This window comes from Rhizobium rhododendri (genome assembly GCF_007000325.2).
In the GTDB taxonomy this organism is placed as follows: domain Bacteria; phylum Pseudomonadota; class Alphaproteobacteria; order Rhizobiales; family Rhizobiaceae; genus Rhizobium; species Rhizobium rhododendri.
This window is the reverse complement of record NZ_CP117268.1, coordinates 165,669-183,293: the sequence shown is the minus strand read 5'-3', so window position 1 is coordinate 183,293 and position 17,625 is coordinate 165,669. Positions and strand designations below refer to the sequence as shown.

General features: G+C 59.8%; 13 protein-coding genes. 3 read left to right on the top strand and 10 right to left on the bottom strand.

All coding sequences use genetic code 11. The features are described from left to right. Positions 1-37: 37 nt before the first annotated feature. The 4 genes from PR018_RS18645 to PR018_RS18630 all read right to left on the bottom strand — a co-directional run bounded on the left by PR018_RS18645 (position 38) and on the right by PR018_RS18630 (position 4,973). Positions 38-1,297 (bottom strand): ABC transporter substrate-binding protein, encoded by a 1,260-nt coding sequence (locus PR018_RS18645; protein ID WP_142830925.1) that lies wholly within the window; start codon positions 1,295-1,297, stop codon positions 38-40. Positions 1,298-1,337: 40 nt separating this feature from the next. Further along, entirely contained in the window at positions 1,338-2,504 is a 1,167-nt protein-coding gene (locus PR018_RS18640) for a PLP-dependent transferase (protein ID WP_142830923.1), read from the bottom strand. Beyond that, entirely contained in the window at positions 2,501-3,196 is a 696-nt protein-coding gene (locus PR018_RS18635; protein WP_142830921.1) for a FadR/GntR family transcriptional regulator, read from the bottom strand. The genes PR018_RS18640 and PR018_RS18635 overlap by 4 nt, the downstream gene beginning before the upstream one ends. Positions 3,197-3,380: 184 nt before the next feature. Next, the gene (locus tag PR018_RS18630) at positions 3,381-4,973 is read right to left on the bottom strand and encodes an ABC transporter substrate-binding protein (protein WP_142830919.1); all 1,593 of its coding nucleotides are present in this window, start codon (positions 4,971-4,973) and stop codon (positions 3,381-3,383) included. Between the two features lie 171 nt (positions 4,974-5,144). Here PR018_RS18630 and PR018_RS18625 point away from each other — a divergent pair, with 171 nt between their 5' ends. The 3 genes from PR018_RS18625 to PR018_RS18615 all read left to right on the top strand — a co-directional run bounded on the left by PR018_RS18625 (position 5,145) and on the right by PR018_RS18615 (position 9,779). Beyond that, positions 5,145-5,801 carry a TetR/AcrR family transcriptional regulator gene (locus PR018_RS18625; protein ID WP_142830917.1) on the top strand — a complete coding sequence of 219 codons (657 nt, stop codon included), beginning with the start codon at positions 5,145-5,147 and terminating at the stop codon, positions 5,799-5,801. Positions 5,802-5,919: 118 nt separating this feature from the next. Next, positions 5,920-8,334: a GcvT family protein gene (locus PR018_RS18620; RefSeq protein WP_142830915.1), complete on the top strand. Its 2,415-nt coding sequence runs from the start codon at positions 5,920-5,922 to the stop codon at positions 8,332-8,334. Positions 8,335-8,390: 56 nt separating this feature from the next. After that, positions 8,391-9,779, top strand: coding sequence for a dipeptidase (locus tag PR018_RS18615; RefSeq protein ID WP_205470417.1), 1,389 nt, complete (start codon positions 8,391-8,393; stop codon positions 9,777-9,779). Positions 9,780-9,816: 37 nt separating this feature from the next. Here PR018_RS18615 and PR018_RS18610 read toward each other — a convergent pair whose 3' ends face one another. The 6 genes from PR018_RS18610 to PR018_RS18585 all read right to left on the bottom strand — a co-directional run bounded on the left by PR018_RS18610 (position 9,817) and on the right by PR018_RS18585 (position 17,397). Further along, positions 9,817-10,584 carry a transporter substrate-binding domain-containing protein gene (locus PR018_RS18610; RefSeq protein ID WP_142831004.1) on the bottom strand — a complete coding sequence of 256 codons (768 nt, stop codon included), beginning with the start codon at positions 10,582-10,584 and terminating at the stop codon, positions 9,817-9,819. Between the two features lie 160 nt (positions 10,585-10,744). Beyond that, positions 10,745-11,131 (bottom strand): RidA family protein, encoded by a 387-nt coding sequence (locus PR018_RS18605; RefSeq protein WP_142830913.1) that lies wholly within the window; start codon positions 11,129-11,131, stop codon positions 10,745-10,747. A 34-nt stretch (positions 11,132-11,165) separates the two neighbouring features. Then, the gene (locus PR018_RS18600; RefSeq protein ID WP_142830911.1) at positions 11,166-13,466 is read right to left on the bottom strand and encodes an acetamidase/formamidase family protein; all 2,301 of its coding nucleotides are present in this window, start codon (positions 13,464-13,466) and stop codon (positions 11,166-11,168) included. Between the two features lie 98 nt (positions 13,467-13,564). Next, positions 13,565-14,806 carry an acetamidase/formamidase family protein gene (locus PR018_RS18595; RefSeq protein WP_142830909.1) on the bottom strand — a complete coding sequence of 414 codons (1,242 nt, stop codon included), beginning with the start codon at positions 14,804-14,806 and terminating at the stop codon, positions 13,565-13,567. A gap of 46 nt (positions 14,807-14,852) precedes the next feature. After that, on the bottom strand, positions 14,853-16,469 hold the full coding sequence (locus PR018_RS18590; RefSeq protein ID WP_142830907.1) for an amino acid ABC transporter permease/ATP-binding protein: 1,617 nt from the start codon (positions 16,467-16,469) through the stop codon (positions 14,853-14,855). 64 nt (positions 16,470-16,533) lie between these two features. Then, positions 16,534-17,397 carry an ABC transporter substrate-binding protein gene (locus PR018_RS18585; protein ID WP_161990976.1) on the bottom strand — a complete coding sequence of 288 codons (864 nt, stop codon included), beginning with the start codon at positions 17,395-17,397 and terminating at the stop codon, positions 16,534-16,536. Between the last annotated feature and the right edge of the window lie 228 nt (positions 17,398-17,625).

Genomic DNA, 17,625 nt, shown 5'->3' with positions numbered 1-17,625 from the left:
AAAACGGCGACGGATTGCTCCGTCGCCGCATCAAGCCCTATTTCTTGGAGAGAAATTTCTGCTGCGCCTTGGTCAGATAGTCGGCCCATTGATCGGCAAGATCCTTGGCGGAGATATCGCCCAGCAAAGCCTGCTGCGAGGTCTTGATGGCCAGCGAATCCTTGAAGAAGGCAAATTCCTCCAGATAGGTCGGCATGACAGTCGGCACCGTGTTCTTGTCGGCCAGTTCCTCGAACCAGCCCTTGAACTGGTCACCGGCATAGAACGGATCCTTCTCTGCCGATGTATAGGCCGGCAGCGCACCGATCTTCTTGTTCCATTCGAGGTTGCCTTCCTGGCCCTCGAGGGTGGCGATCAGCTTCCAGGACAGGTCCTTGTTCTGGGTTGTCGCAAACATCGACCAGCCAGCATAGCCGATCGTCGGGAAAGACTTGCCGGACGGTCCCTTCGGCAAGGGCGCGACGCCGAAATCGTCCTTGCTCATGCGCTCGGCAACGGCGATCAGTGCATCCGGATCCTGGTCGAGGAAGGCGCAGGTGCCCGAATAGAAGCCGGCTACGACCTCATTGAAGCCCCAGTTGACGCTATCCTTTGGCGCATATCCCCTTTTGTAGAGATCGACCATCCACTCAATGCCCTTGGCCCAGCCTTCGTCGTTCATGGTCGACGTGCCGTCCGGCTTGAAATACGTGTTGTCGCCCGCCATGGAGGCCGCAAAGATCATCCAGCCATTAAGGCCGCCGGGGCCGCCGCGCATGCAGTAGCCGTATTTTCCGGGGATCTTCGAGACCGCCGCGGAGGCTTTGACGAAATCGTCCATGGTCTTCGGTGGCTCGGAAATGCCGGCCTGTGCCAACAGCTTCTTGTTGTAGAACATCGCGCGCAGGTAGAAGCCGTAGGGTAGCATGTAGGCGGTGTTCTTGACGTCCCGGCCGAGTTCCAGCGCACGTGGCGTCAGTTCCTTGGTGTGCTCCCATTTCGCCAGATAGGGCTCGAGGCTTTCGAGCATACCGTTATTGCCATAGAGCGACAGCCAGGTATCCGGCATCTCCATGACATCGGGCGTATCGCCGGCCGAGACCATCGTTGCGAATTTCTGGAAGGCTTCGTTCCAGGGCAGCGAAATGATATCGACCTTGGTGCCGGGGTTGGCCGCTTCGAACTTGCCAACGAGCGATTTGAGCGTCTCGGTACGCTCGGGGCTGGTGATGACTTCGACGAGCTTGAGTGTCGTATCGGCGAACGCGGTTCCCGCCATCATCGCGGTAAAGAGTGCCGCTGTTATCAGTCTTTTCATGCTATTCCCCCTTTTCGGTTTTTCTTCCTGTTGATGGTTCCTACGAGGCTGCAGCGATTGCTTCCTCGATATCTCTCCACAAGGCCTCGCTTCCTTCGAGACCGACATGCAGGCGGACGGACCGCGCGCTGATCCCGAAGGTGTGCGCGGAATTGGGCTGGGCCTTCTGCTGCAGGACGACTTCGCCGGGCACGATGAGGCTCTCGTGGCCACCCCAGCTCACGCCCAGCTTGAAAAGCCTGAGATGGTCGGAGAAGGCCCGGATATCGACGCCCTCGCGGAAAATGAAAGAGAACAGGCCGGACGTGCCGTTGAGGCCTGCCGGCAATCGGTTGGCAAGGCCGGGATGGCAGACCTCCTCGACGACGTCGAGGTTCTGCAGCCGTCTGGCGATCGTCATGGCTGCGGCTTCGTGCGCCTTCATGCGCAGCGGTAATGTGCGCATGCCGCGGATGAGCAACCAGGCATCGAAAGGCGAAAGCTTGCCGCCGAGATAGGGGTAGGCCTCGGCCTTTATCCTTGCGATCAGCGCCTTCGAGCCCGCGACAACGCCAGCGACGACATCGCTATGGCCGCCGAGATATTTGGAGGCGGAATGAATGACCAGATCGACGCCCAGCGTCAGCGGCTGCTGGAAAAAGGGGCTGGCCCAGCTGTTGTCGATCATCGAAACGACACCGTGCTGCCTGGCGAGCGTTGCAAGGGCGCCGACGTCGTGGGCTTCCATCACCCAGCTGGTCGGGCTTTCCATGTAGAATACCTTGGCGCCCGGAAGCGCCTTTGCGACGGCCTCCTCGTCGCGACCATCGACATAGGTCACCTCGACCTTCATGCGCTTGAGGATCGTGCCGAACAGGCGAAAGGCATCGGGGTAGATATGCTTGACGGCGACGATCCGGTCGCCCGGTTCGACGAATGTGAGCACGGCTGACGAGATCGCCGACATGCCGCTGGCAAATCCGAGCGCATCCTCGGCCGCCTCGAGCTTGGCCAGCATCTCCTCGAACATCCGGACCGTCGGGTTCAGGCCGCGGGTGTAGATGGGCCGGACCTTTTCGCCGCGATAGGAGGCGATCATATCGTCGTAATCGGAGAAGGTGAAAAGCGATGTCTGGAAGATCGGAGGCACCACCGCTTCGGCATAATTGCCTTCGTCATGAGCGGTAATCAGTGATGTGAGATCGAATGGCCCGAGCTCTGCGGTCATTTTGACATTTCCTTGATGTCTTCCTCGACGACGTCGAGAATCTTCAATGTTTCGAGGCGCGCTGCCTCCGGATCCTGTGCCACGATCGTGTTGAACAGGGTGCGGTGGAACGGAAACGACCGACGCGCAAAGTCTTCCCGGTCGAAAGGATGGGTCCAGAAGCGCTCGAAGGTGCCCCGCATCTGCTCCAGCAACTGCTTGAATAGTGGATTGTGGGTGGCGTCATAGACGGCGAGGTGAAACGCCAGGTCTTCGGGGCCGGAGGCGCCCTTGGCGATGTGGACGCGCTCCATCTCGTCGAGCTTTTCCTCGATGATCGCAAGATCTTCCGGAGTGCGCTTCCTGGCAGCCACCATCCCAGCTTCGCATTCGATACCGCGCCGAACCTCGAGTGTCTGCAACAGGACGTCGCGCAAATGCGTGGTGTCCATTGACAGCGGCATATGGATCGTTGCCTTGGAAACCGGCTTCAGCAGGTAGGTGCCACTCCCCTTGCGCGTCTCTACGACCCCAAGCGCCTGGAAGTGGGTCATGACCTCGCGAATGGTCGAGCGACCGACGGACAAGGCACCCATCATCTCGCGCTCGGTCGGCAGTTGGTCGCCGGATTGGAGGTTGGTTTTCTCTATGAAATCGGACAACGCATCGATGACCTGGCGCGTCCGATCCTGAGTAGGCAATGGTGTCAGCAAACGTTCGTTCCCTTGTTGCCGATAGATTGGTCTGACATCTGCTATCAGGTCAATCTTTTTTTCGTGCGACCCGCGGAAAGCCACAGCAATAGAAATTCGTCGTCCGCTGAGAGGCGAACGCGGAAGTATTGCGGGATGAACGGTCGGCGCGATAATCGATCAGACAACGATCACGCCGATTGCCTCAGCTCTCCAGCCAGACGCGTGATGCGATGTATCCGTTGCTGAGATCGTTGCCGACGTCCGGTACGAAGCCCTTCAGGGCGGGGCTCGACGCATTCAGGTAGTTGTTGAACACGGGAATGATCGAACCCGACTCGTCGCGCACGAGGAGTGCCATATCACGGTACATCTCCTTGCGCTTCGCTTCGTCTGCTTCGGCCCGTGCGGCCAGCAGCAGCGTGTCGAATTTCGCATTGTCGAACTTCGACTCGTTGCTTGCTGATTTCGAATAGAATTCGAGCGAATAGATCAGGTCCTGCGTCAGGCGCGTTCCGAAAAACGAGACGCAGAAAGGCTTGTTGCGCCAGACGCCGCTCCAGTAGCCGTCCGTCGGAACGCGGTTGACGGCGACCTTGATGCCGGCCTTCGCCGCGCCATCCCGCAGGATGACCGCCATATCGACGCCGCCCTGCATGACGTCGGCAGCATAGATTGGAACGGCCCCGTCGAAACCGGACTTCTTGTAGTGGAAGGCAGCCTTCTCCGGATCGAATTCACGCTGCGGAATGTCGCCGGGAAACATGTCGAAGGCAGCATTCACAGGAAAGTCGTTGCCGAGCGTCCCGTATCCACCAAGGACCTGCTTCAGCAGAAATTTGCGATCGATGGCGTATTTCAAAGCAAGGCGAAGATCGACGTTGTCGAACGGTTTCTGGTCGACCAGCATGGGCATCGTATAGTGGCTGCGCCCGGGCGTGTTGTGAATGGTGATATTCTTCATTCGCCCCAGCAGTGGGATCGTATTGGGGTTGATTGCATTGATGAAATGAACCTGCCCTGATGCCAGAGCGGCCGTTCGCGCCGATACGTCGGCAATCGCCAGGATCTCGACACTGTCGACCCAGCCACGGTTGGGATGCCAGTCGTCCTTGTTCTTCTCAAGCAGGATTTGGACGCCGGGATTGTTGCGGACGATCTTGAAGGGACCGGTGCCGATACCGGCATTGGGATCGCCCCTGCCACCGTTCGGCTGGATGACGAGGTTGTAGACGCTGAAGATCAGCGGCAGGTCGCGGTTTTGCTCGGTCAGCGTCACGACGACATTCTCGCCCGAAGCCTCTACGGACTTGATGCTGGCGAGGTAGCCGAGCGCGCCTGATTTGGAGGCTTTGTCGCTGTGGCGGCGCAGCGTCTCGACGACGTCCTCGACTTTCAGCGCATCGCCATTATGAAAGCGCACGTTCTTCCGGATCTTGAACGACCAGGTCGTTCCGCCATCGGTCGTCTCCCATGATTCAGCCAGAGCCGGAACCGCCTTGCCGGTCGTCGGGTCGGTCTCGACCAGGGTATCGCCCCAGCTGCGGGCCAGCACAAATTGCAGGGCGCTGATGTAGCTTGCCGGGTCGAGCGCATCGGTCGACGCGCCGCCGTTCATGGCGATCTTCAGATGGCCGCCGCTCTTGGGTGTTGCAGCCTGTGCAAATGCGCCGCTGCCCGTAAACATCAATGCGGCGCCTGCGAGCGAACCCTGCAAGACGGTACGCCTAGTCACGCCTTCGGCAGACTGAACCGTCGAAAGGGGGTCCCGGTTCTCATTTCCAAACTTCGACGTCATTCGGCATCCCCTTTTCGATAAAGTGCACAACGGACGGATCATCTCTAGACGAGCAGTTTCCATAGACACTAATGTCCATTATAACGGCTCGTCAATCCTGCATTTCGCCAGAACTTTATCCGGCGCATGGGCTATTTGATAATGAGCGAAGATGAAACTACGGGTGCAGGCATGAGTAGCAGCAACACCAGGGTAAAGGCCGATGCCCCAGAGAGGGTTGGCCGCACGACGAAGGAGGAATGGCTCGACCTGTCCATCCAGGCGCTGATCAGCGACGGGATAGATCGTGTCAAGGTTCAGATCATTGCCAAGACACTCGGCGTGTCCCGCTCGAGCTTCTATTTCTTCTTCAAGAACACCAAGGACCTTCACGCCCAGATGCTCGATTTGTGGCTCCGCAAGAACACGGGCCCCATCATCGAGCGTGCCATGCGACCGGCAGACACGATAACGCAGGCAATCCTCAACGTCTTCGAATGCTGGGTGGACGCCAGCCTTTTCGACTTCCAGCTCGATATGGCGGTGCGGTTTTGGGCTAAGCGTTCCTCGTCCGTGAACGCCGTGGTGGTACAGGCAGACGATCAGCGCGTAGACGCTTTACAGAAGATGTTCATTCGCCACGGCTACCCCGCCAAGGAAGCTCTTGTTAGGGCACGGGTCCTCTATTTCACGCAGATCGGTCACTATGCGCTCGATGTACCGGAGAGCATGAAGGTCAGGTTTACCTATGTGGAATCCTACGTCCTGGCGTTCAGCGGACAGCATGTGACGGAGGATGAGATGGAGGCCTTCAGGCGGTTCGCTCGTCGCTTTCACCCGGACGTCTGAGCAGCCGAGCGGCTAGGCAGAGAGAAATTCAAGCCTTGAAATTCATAGACATTAGTGTCCATTATTGGCAGGTTGGAAATAGAGAACGTTGCCCGCCAACATGGAAAGGACCGGACCCATGCAAAGCCATTACCGAGTTGCCATTATCGGTGGCGGGGTTGTCGGCGCCTCTGTGGCCTATCATCTGGCGAAGCTCGGCTGGACGGATGTGGCGCTCTTCGAGCGGAACGTACTGACGGCGGGATCGAGCTGGCATGCGGCGGGTGGCTTTCACGCCCTCAATGCCGATCCCAATATCGCTGCGCTGCAATCCTACACGATCGACCTTCTGTCGGAGATAGAGGCTGAATCGGGCCAGAATATCGGCATGCACATGACCGGCGGCATTTCCATTGCGTCCGCTCCCGAACGCTGGGAATGGCTGCAATCCACTTACCGCGTCTTCCAGACCATGGGCATATCCGACGTCCACCTCGTCGGCCCCGAAGAGATCAAGAAGCTTTGCCCGATCGTCAGTATCGAAGGCGTGCTGGGTGGCCTGTATGCCGGGCGCGAGGGGCATATCGACCCGTCGGGCGTTGTGCATGCCTATGCACGCAGCGCCAAAAAACGCGGCGCCACGATCATCGAGCACAACCGGGTGCTGGAACTGACGCAACGTCCCGACAAATCCTGGAACGTCGTGACGGAAAAAGGAACCGTGATCGCCGAGCATGTGGTGAATGCAGGCGGTCTCTGGGCCAAGCAGATCGGCCGCATGGCCGGCATCGACCTGCCGGTGACGCCGATGGAGCATCACTATCTGGTCACGGAGTCTATCCCGGAAATTGCGGCTCTCGACCACGAACTGCCGATGATCGTCGATCTCGAAGGCTTCACCTACATGCGACAGGAGCAGAAAGGCCTGCTACTGGGGATATACGAGACCGACTACCGGCACTGGAACATGGACGGCGCGCCATGGGATTTCGGCATTGAGCTTATTCAGGAGGATACGGACCGCATTGCCAGCGAGCTGACACTCGGCTTCGAGCGTTTCCCGTGCCTGCAGACGGCAGGCATCAAGCGATGGGTCAACGGCGCCTTCACCTTTTCTCCGGACGGCAACCCGCTTGTCGGGCCGGTGCGCGGCGTGCCGAACTACTGGGTTGCCTGCGGTGTGATGGCGGGCTTCCTGCAGGGCGGCGGCGTCGGCAAGTCGCTGGCCGAGTGGATGGTGCACGGCGAGCCCGAGGCGGACATCTTCGGTATGGATATCGCCCGGTACGGCGATTTCGCCTCCAACCGCGAATATATTCGCCAGACGACAGGACAGTTCTACTCGCGCCGCTTCGTCATGAGCTACCCGAACGAGCAATTGCCGGCCGGAAGACCGTTGCGCACGCCACCCGCGTTCGACGCGATGACTGCGGCCGGCGCCCGCTGGGGCACCAGCTGGGGCCTTGAAATCCCGCTTTATTTCGCCGACCCCGACTTCGTCGAAAAGCCAAGCCTCAAGCGCTCCAACGCAGATACTATCATCGGCGCCGAAGTCGCAGCGGTCCGTCAGAAAGCGGGGCTCCTGGATACGTCTGCCTTCTCCCGCTACCGCGTATCGGGTCCGGGCGCGCAGGGCTGGCTCGACAGGACCTTCGCATGTCGCCTGCCCAAACCGGGGCAGGCAAGGCTTGCACCGATGCTCTCGGACAGCGGCAAGCTGAAGGGCGACCTGACGCTGTTCAACTGGGGCGATGGCAGCTGGTGGATCATGGGCTCCTATTACCTCAGGCACTGGCACATGCGCTGGTTCGAGAGCCATCTTTCCTGCGACGTGACCGTAGATGACATCTCGGACGACTTCACCGGTTTCGCGCTATCCGGTCCCGCCTCCCGGGAGATCCTGCAAAGTCTCACCCATCAAAATATAGCGCGCTCCGCGCTGCCTTTCATGGGCTGCGATACAATCGATATCGGCCTTATTCGGGCCCGGGTGGCAAGGCTCTCGATTACCGGCGAACTGGGCTACGAGATCAACTGCCGGGCCTTCGAACACGCCACGCTCCGCCGCATCCTGCTGGACGCTGGCAAAGATGCCGGCCTTCGCGAGATCGGCTATGGCGCGACAAATGCCCTGCGTCTGGAGAAAAGCTTCGGCATCTGGTCGCGCGAATTTACCCAGGCCTACACGCCTTCAATGACCGGGCTGGAACGCTTCATAGCGTTCGACAAGGGTGATTTCGTCGGCCGGGAGGCGGCGCTGGCGGAGCGTAACGCCGGTGGAGCTGCCAGGGTGCTCGTCACGCTCGAAGTCGACGCGACCGATGCCGATGCCAGCGGCTACGAACCGGTCTGGAAGGAAGACAGCCTGATCGGCTACATCACCTCCGGCGGCTACGTCCATACACTTGGAAAGAGCATCGCCCTTGCCCTCGTCGATCGGCAGTTTGCAGCCGAAGGCATGAAGCTTGTGGTCCACGTCGTCGGGCAGCCCCGCGCGGCGCGGATCATTCCCAACTCGCCTTACGATCCAGCCGGGCGCGCGATGCGCAGCTGATGCACACACCCCGGCTAACGAGCGAATGACAGGCATATGTGAAGGTGGAGCAAAAAATGATGGACTGGTCGTCCTACCTCGATCAAGAGCAGTCTCGTTTTATCGACGAACTCACGGAGTTCGTGCGCATTCCGTCCGTTTCGGCCAAGCCGGAAAACAAGGGCGATGTCTATCGCGCCGCCGAATGGGTCGTCTCCCGCCTCAAGGCGGCAGGTGTCGAAAAGGCCGAGGTGATGCCGACCAAAGGGCACCCCGTCGTCTATGGCGAATGGCTGGATGCGGGTCCGGGAAAGCCGACAGTATTGATCTACGGTCATTTCGACGTACAGCCTGCCGAACCGCTGGATCTCTGGGACAACCCTCCCTTCGAGCCGACGCTGAGAGACGGCAAGCTTTGGGGACGTGGCGTATCCGACGACAAGGGTGGCATGCTGACCCCGATCCTCGCGGTCGAAGCCATGCTGAAGACCACCAACACCCTGCCAGTGAATGTGAAATTCCTGTTCGAAGGCGAGGAAGAGGTCGGCTCGGCTTCGCTGCGGGCATTCATCGCGGAGAACGCTGCGCGTCTTGAGGCCGACATGGCGTTTTCGGCCGACGGCCTGCAATGGGCACCGGACCAGCCGCAGATCATGCAGGCGATGAAGGGAACGCTGGCTTTTGAAATTAAGGTCACCGGGCCGAAGGCAGACCAGCACTCCGGCTTGCACGGCGGCGGGATAGCCAACCCGGCCATGGCACTGGCGCAGATCCTGTCAACGATGAAATCACCGGATGGGCTGGTGACGATCGAAGGTTTCTACGATGACGTCGTTCCCCTGACGCAGGAAATGCGGAACGCCATAGCCTTGTTGCCCTACGACGAGCATGACTATCTCGACGCAACGGGCGCCCCTTCGACCCACGGGGAGCCCGGCTACTCCGTGCTGGAGCGCATCGGTGCACGGCCTATGCTGGATGTGAATGGCCTGACATCCGGCTGGCAGGGCGAAGGCGCAAAGACCGTCCTGCCTGCCTCAGCCAGTGCCAAGCTCACCTGCCGGATCGTTCATGCACAATCGTCGGAGAAACTTACGGAGGCGATCCGCAAGCATGTCGAAGCCCATTGCCCGCCGGGGGTTGCCGTGGAGTTCTCCGCGACCGAGCGGGAAGCCCGCGCTTTCAGCATTCCGGACATCCACCCTGCAAGCGGACTAGCAGGGGAGGTGCTCGAGGAAGTCTATGGTAAGGCCCCCTACCGTATCTGGGCCGGTGGCTCGATCCCGGCATTCTCGCCATTTGTCGATATTCTGGGGCTACATGCGGTCATGCTCGGCTTTTCCCACGGCGACGAGAACCTGCATGCCCCTAATGAATTCTTCCGCCTCGACGTTTTTCGCCGAGGCCAGCAAGTCTATGGGCGGCTTTTTGAGAAAGCCCAGAACTGGACCCGATCTTCTTCGTAAAACAGGCAAACGGGGGGCGAACTTGCATCGCCTTTGCCTACATGGCGGCGTCAAGTTTCTGCTTCCATGCTCCGCTCGCCAGTTCCTTGTTTACAAAAGCATCGACAGCCGCCTTCAACTCAGGATCTTTGCGCAACAAATAGGCGTTTTGAAAGTGCGTGAAAGGCTCCTTGACTGCCGCCGGGCAAAGGACGCCGCTGTGTAATTTCGATTGCAGGTCGGCTTCAATTCCGTCCGTTACCATGACATCGGCCTTGCCGGCAGCAATCTCGTCGAAAATCATTTTGTTGTCGGGAAGAACGTCAATCGCGGCTTTGGTAAAGTGCTCATGGGCGAATTTGTCATTGGTGCCGCCGGCATTGACGATCACCCTCACCGAAGGCTGGTCGATGGCTTCGATCGTCGTGTATTTGTCCTTGTCGGCGCAACGAGCGATGGGTCGCTTGCCGTCGCTGACGTTTGGCAATGAAAAGTCGCCCACCTCGGCGCGTGCCGGATTGACGGTAATGCCGCCCACGGCAACGTCGAACTGGCCCGCCTTGAAGTCGTCCAGCATGGTTTTCCAGGTGGTCGTCACGAATTCCACCTTGACGCCGAGGCTTGCCGCCAGGTCCTTTGCCATGGAAATATCGGCACCGACCAGCGCGCCATCCGCACCCTTGTAGCTGAACGGCTTATAGTCGCCCGTCGTACCTACCTTGAGCACACCAGCCTGCTTGATGGCAGCCAATGCACCATCCTGCGCATGGCAAACAGGCGCCGCCGCCATCAGGCCGACAAAAGCCATCGCAATCGAAAACTTCATAAAATATCTCTTCCCATCAATTTTGGTGCTCGAGCAAAGAGGTCGGCACCTGATGACGGATGACGATGCAAGATTCATTCCAATCAATGAAGGGAATGGTCTGTCACCCTGTTGCATCACATGTAGGTAGCCCCCTACCCCACCCTCCTGCGCTATCCCATCAAGACGGCCGCTTGGCGACGAGGTCGATCTCGATGCGGGCGTTGTAGGCGAGGCCCGTCACGCCAACGCATGTTCTGGCGGGAAGGCGGCCTTCTGGAAAATAGCTGCGATAAACCTCGTTCATGGCGGCATAGTCGTCGTCAAAATGCGTCAGGTAGATGCGCGCCATCGCAATGTGCTCCAGACCGAGGCCGAGTCCGGAGAGAACGGTGAGCAAATTTGCCATGACGTTGCGCGTCTGGGCTTCGATGCCCTCCGGTAGCTGGCCGGGCGTTCCCGGCGTGTCGGGCATCTGCCCTGTTACGTATACCGTGCCATCGACTTCGACGGCATGGCTAAACGGTGCAACGGGCTTGGGGCCGCCGGCTATCATGTGGAACTGCATGATCGATTTCCTTTATCCTTGAAGACTTTGAATTTTATACCCTGAAGAGGGATTTCCTGATGATTGCATGGACAGCCCAGTTGCCGTCGACGACCTGTGTCACGCCGAAATCGACCGCTGCAGACATCAGAGCGATCGCCTCGTCTTCCGTAAGTCCCTTGCTTTCCATGAGAAAACGCCGGCTTTTTCGGAACGCGTCCTTCATGGCCAGATCGAGCGAAGAGTTTGCGTAGACCTCTCCCTGTCCCTTCTTGCCGAATTCCGCGAGATAGTTCGGGTGGCTGAAACCGATCAAAATCCATTCCGTCGGCGTTTCGAGCAAGGGATAGCTCAACTCCACAAAGAGCTCGCCCTTCTTGTGCAGGATGACGGTGACGTCGCCGGTCATCGAGCACTCGATGGCTGTCCCGCCGAGTTCGCCATCGCCCTGCGCCGCATGGGGATCGCCGATCGACAACAGCGCACCCGGCACCGATACCGGCAGGTAGACGGCGGATCCTTGGCCGAGCCGCCAATTGTCGAGATTGCCGCCGAAATAGGAGGGTGGCACGGAATCGACCAGCTCCGCTTCGCGTGGTGCCACTGCGATTACGCCGAAATGCGGCCTGAGCGGGATGCGGACGCCCTCCAGAACAGGCGAGCAAATCTCGACCGAGCTTCGATCGACCGGAACGCCCGGATAATCATAGGTTCGGTGAACGACCCCGAAGGGATCGGCCTGCGGCTGCCAGCGATAGGAATACAGCGCCTCGGCATAGCCTTCGTCTGCGAAGACTTCGTAGATCGTGATATTTTCACGCGCTTTGGGCTCCTGAATGAACTCGTTATAATGGTAACCCCACCAGGCAGCGACGCTGCTGCCGAAAGCTCGTCCTTCATAGCCGGGGCTGTTGGACGGTCGTGGCGAAATCGAATTGATGCGGACCTCGATGACGTCGCCCGGCTCCGCGTCCTTCATATAGATCGGCCCCGTGCAGATATGGACCCCGAAGCCTTCGCCCGCACCGCGGCCGTAAATCGAGGCGTCGATCGGACCCGCACCCCGGCGATCTACGGACTTTTTCTGGGCAGTCCAGTAAAACACGTCCTCGGCCCCCGCATCCCCGTGGATCATCAGTTCCGGCGCGTCGGAGGCGTGCTGCGTCAACGTCTGGATTTCAACGGTATCGCCCGAGCGGATCTCGAGGACAGGCGGCAGCGCCCGGCTGAAATAGCCCCAGTGCACGGTCGCAGCAGAGGCGGCGAGAACGTGATGGACCGATGAGCCTGCCTCGGCCTCGCTGCCATCGCTATCGGCAAATGCATCGCCCGTGTCGATAGATCGTTGCTGGAGCCGCTTGGCGACCAGCGCGCTCAACGGCCAGCCACGCTGCTCTGCATTCGTGTTGGCAGCCAGCTTCTCCAGGTGCCGGCTGCGAAATGCGCCCGGCGGCAGGCCGAAGCGCTCCTTGAACAGACGGTTGAAATTGGCTGCATCTCCGAAACCGCAGCTATAGGCGATTTCGGCAATCGGCAGACGGATCTCGCCGGGGGCGACGAGCGCTGCCCTCGCACGCTGGAGACGGCGTTCACGAATATAGTTGCTGACGCTTTCGCCGTTCTGCAAGAACAGCTTTTGCAGGTAGCGTTCCGAAATGCCTTCGAGGCGCGCAATGCGCAGTGCGGTCAATTCCGGCTCGTGAAGATGGCGCTCGATACCCAGCGTGACGCGATGAAATAGCGCCGCTGAACCGGGGCTTGCGGCGGCGTCATGTGTCTCGGCCTGCAGCACGATGGCAACAAACAGATCCGCAAGGGCGCCTTCGAGCGATCGCCATTCCAACTCCGAGACGCTATCCATCTCGCCAGCGGCCGTCTCGACAGTCTTTATGAAGATTGCCGCAATCCCTGTGGCCACGTAATGCCGCGGCGCCTTCAAGGTCTGCAGGCCGGCCTTGTGGCCGGGAAACAGGCTGTCCGCAATGGAAAGAACGATCATCCGGGCGCTCTTGCGAAGGCATAGCTGCCACTCGCCGACAGCCGGCACGATCACCAGACAACCAGCCTCGATCAACAGCGTCTCGCTGCCGAGCCGCATCTCAAGGCTTTCGTCGAGGGAGATCAGTGCAATCGGGCCGCCGGGTCGCCGGACGAGCGGTGACAACGTCTGGTCGCCGGCGGTCAGGCGCGCCAGGAGCAACGACTGACGATCGCCCCTCAGCGAGGCAGTGGCAAAGCTTTCCAGCCCCTGATCGGCAGCATCGGATCTAAGGCCGAACTCGGACAGGATATCCTGCCACGCCCCTTTACGAGAGCGTGTCGGATAGGCTTCGCTGAGAAATTGCCTAATGGTCATCCCTTGATCTGCAGTGGCGGCAGGGTCTGCAACAGCCCCCGCCTGGATCCCTTCGGATCCATATTGCACATGCGAAGAAGAGAATGCCAGCCTGCTCGTCATTTGCTGGCGAACACGCATTTCCGGATCGAACCGGTGACCCCCCAATTGGCATCGACGACCTGCGTCACCGAGAAATCCGCAGCCACCGACATCAGCGAAATTGCCTCGTCCTCCGACAGATTATGCGCCGTCATCAGGAAGCGGCGGAGCTTGCGAAAGGCATCGCGCATGGCGAGATCGAGGCTGGACCGCTTTAAAATTTCCTGTTGGTGATCGGGACCGAGCTCGGACAGATAGTTGGCGTAGCTGAAACCGTAGACCGACCAGACGTCGTCATTCTCCAGCAGCGGATGGTTCAGCCCCTCGAGCACGGTGCCGGGCAGGTCTGCCTTTTTATGCAGGATGAACTCGAACTCTCCCGTCAGCGATATCTCGACCGCGGTGCCGCTCAACTCGCTATCGCCTTGTGAGGCATGGGCATCACCGACGGAGAACAGGCCGCCGGGCACCGCGACCGGATAATACATCCGAGCGCCTGAGGTAATCCGCCAATCGTCCATGTTGCCGCCGGTATAGTTCGGCGGGATCGTGCTGACGAAATCGGCTTCGGCCGGAGCCAGCCCCATCGTGCCGAAATGCAGGCGGGCCGGCACCTTGATACCTGCGAGAACCCCGTCTTTCTTGACAACGGTATTGTGGTCCACCCTGACGCCAGGATAATCGATCGTCGCATGGACAATGCCATCCGGATCGGTCTGCGGCGTCCAAAGGTAGGAGTATACGGCCGAGACGGTGGCGGGCTCCTTCATATCGAGCTCGTAGATCGTCACCACTTCCCGCTGCTTCGGCTCCTCGACTAAATCATTGTACTGAAAGCCCCAGTTTGCCGATGGGTTGGAGCCGAAATAGCGGCCTTCATAGGCGGGGTTGGCGCTGGGTCGTGGATAGGCATTCAGGATCCGGACTTCGATCACATCGCCGGGCTCTGCACCCTCAATGGCAATCGGACCCGTCAGCAGATGCACGCCGAGGCCTTCGCCGGCGCCATGGGTGAACGGACCCTCGGTAGCGCCGGCGCCACGACGGCCCATGGTCTTCTCCTCGCTCGTCCAGCGAAAAATCTCTTCTGCCTCAGCATCTCCGGCAATCATGCGATCATAGTCGTCATTGGCATGGTGGGTGATGGTTTCGATGGTGGCGCGGTCATGGGATTTCAGCGTCAGCACGGGGGCAAGCGTCTTGCTGAAATAGCCCCAGTGGACGGTGGAAGACGTCGCTGGCAAATGATGGTTCGTCATGGAAGACCTCTTTGAGAATACAGACTGGAAGGCAGGAACCGCAGGTTCACTCGCCTTCCATCTTACTAAGGAAGCGCGCCGTCAGCGGATGCCGGGGCCTGTTCAGTATTTCCTCGGCCGGTCCTTCCTCGACGATGGAGCCGCCGGAGAGAAAGACAACGCGATCTGCGACTTCGGCAGCAAAACGGAGCTGATGGGTGGAGATGATCATCGCCAGGCCGTCTTCGACAGCAAGGCGGCGAATGACTTCGAGCACTTCGTTGACCAGTTCCGGATCGAGTGCCGAAGTCGGTTCGTCCAGCAGAAGGACGGTCGGACCGGGAGCAACGGCGCGGGCAATGGCGACACGCTGTTGCTGGCCGCCGGACAGATGGCGCGGCAGGGCATCGGCTCGGTGTGACAGACCCACTCTCTGCAGCAGCGCTTCGGCCCGACGATTTGCGTCGAGGCGTGAAAGCCGCTGAACCCATTGCAGCGGATCGGCAACATTCTCCCTGGCCGTGAGATGGGCGAACAAATTGAACTGCTGGAACACCATGCCGACACCGACACTGGCCCGCATCTGCGCGATTGCCCGTGGCGACAGGGTCCTGCCGCTTTCATTCAACGCCAGAGACCTTCCCCCGACCTCGATGGAGCCCTCCTCCCAGCCTTCGAGACGGTTGATGCAGCGGAGCAAGGTGCTCTTGCCGGAGCCGCTTGGTCCGAGCAGGGCCACGACTTCGCCGGCCTTGACTGTCAGATTGATGCCGTCGAGAACAACATTCGGGCCATAGGCCTTGTGCAGGCCGCGCACGTCCACCGCGACCTGGTTTCCGGCCAGCCGTGCGGCGCGGGCCTGTCGATCGATGCCGCGCGCCGCCGCCGTCACTTTCGGCGAGGCCGGCGGCAGCGGATCGCGTTCCGCTGCCAGAATATCCGTGCCCACAGCAGCCGGCGTCGCGGTGGTGGCTATCACAGCGCGGCCCGGGGATAGCGCGCGGAAAAACCGTGCTATCTGTTCCTTGGGTTTGGGGCGATCGAGATCCAGAAGCATTTCGACGACAATCTGGATGATCGCAATTGCGCCGGTCAGTATGAGGTACATCAGCCCGGAGGCGCAGAAGATCGAAAAGAAGTCGAACGTTGCAGACGCCAGCTGTGTGCTTCGAAGCGTCAGTTCTTGCACGGAGACGACAGAGGCAAGCGACGAATTCTTCAGCGCGCTGACGGCTTCGTTGCCGAGCGCCGGCACCATTGATCGCATCGCCTGCGGCGCAATCACGCGCCACATGATGGCACCTGGCGTCATGCCCAAGGCCTGCGCGGCACTCACCTGGCCGCGATCGACGCCGATGACATTGGCCCTGATGATTTCGGCGATAAACGGCGCTTCATTGAGAGCAAGGGCAAGGCTGGCTGCCTCGATGGCCGTCAGCTTGATGCCGATCATCGGCAAAACGTTGTAGCAGAAGATCATCTGCAGAATGAGCGGCGTGCCGCGGAAAATGATGGCGTAGGTGCGGGAAAGCAGCGAAAGGGCGCGAAACCGGCTCAATTGCATGCCGGCCAGAAGAAGGCCCATGACCAAGCCGCCGGCGAGACCGAAAACCGTGATCAGGAGGGTGTAGACGATCCCGGTCATGAGGTAGGGCTGGCTGAGATAGTGGAGGAAAAGATCCATGATGGCCTTCGCAATGTCCAGGGAAAAGCGGCCGGGCCAATGAGCCCGGCCGGGAGAAGGTGCATTAGTCGGCCAGAATGAGCGAAGGCGCTTCGATCTGGTCTGCCGGCAGGCTCCACTTCTTCATCAGCTCCAGCTGCAGGCCCGACTTCTGGATCTCCGTCACGGCCGCAACGACTGCATCGCGAAATGCGACATTGTTGCGCGGCACAGCGATGCCGACCGAATAGGGCAGCGTCACTGCGGTGGCCTTGCTGAGCTTGTCCGGATAGGCCTTGACCGCGCCATCGACGGTGTTGGCGTCGTTGATGTAAGTATCGGCACGGCCGGCGAGGATCGCCTGGATGCAATTGTCGTTATTGTCGTAGAGCTGGATTTCAGGCGCCGGCTTGCCGGCAGCCTTGCATTCTGCTTCCAGCGCCTGGATGAGCGGCACCTCGACATAACCGGTGTTTTCAGCCGCGACCGCGCCGCACAGCGAGATATTGATGCCGGTGATCTTCTTCGGATTGTCCTTGGCGACGAGCACGCCGTCGACGACCTTCAGGTAAGTCACGAAGTCGGCGGCCTTGGCACGGTCCTTCGTTGCGTAGATGTCGGAGATGACGATATCAGCCTGGCCGGCCTGGACCGTGGTCAGCAACGCGGCAAAGGTCACCGGCTTGTAAGTCAGCTTGAAGCCGAGGCAATCACCGATGGCTTCGCCAAAATCGACGTCGAAGCCGATATAGGCGTCCGGATTGTTCGGGTCGATCGTCTCGTAGCCGGGCGTATGCGGATTGATGGCATTGACGAGCGTCTTGCCTTTCAGGGCCGGGTATTTGGCTTGCAGATCGGCGCAGGCGGCAGGCGTCGCGGAAGCCGCCTCGGCACCTCCCATTGAAACCAGCGTTGCGCCGGTCACCGTCGCTACAAACAACTGCGCCATGATGCACAGGCCCAGCCATGGCTTCAGTGCCTTGCGGCTCCCATTTTTCAGCTTCATCATTTCCCGCTCCGTTCTTGTGAGTGGTGCAGTGTTCTGCACTCGACGGAGGGAAGCTTAGCGATGTTGCCGATGGGAGCGATTGTCGCAAGCCACACGATTTATTGTAGATTTATGCCTAAAAAATCGCGCCTCTCATGTTGCGCATATTATTTAGGCGATGCATGGCCG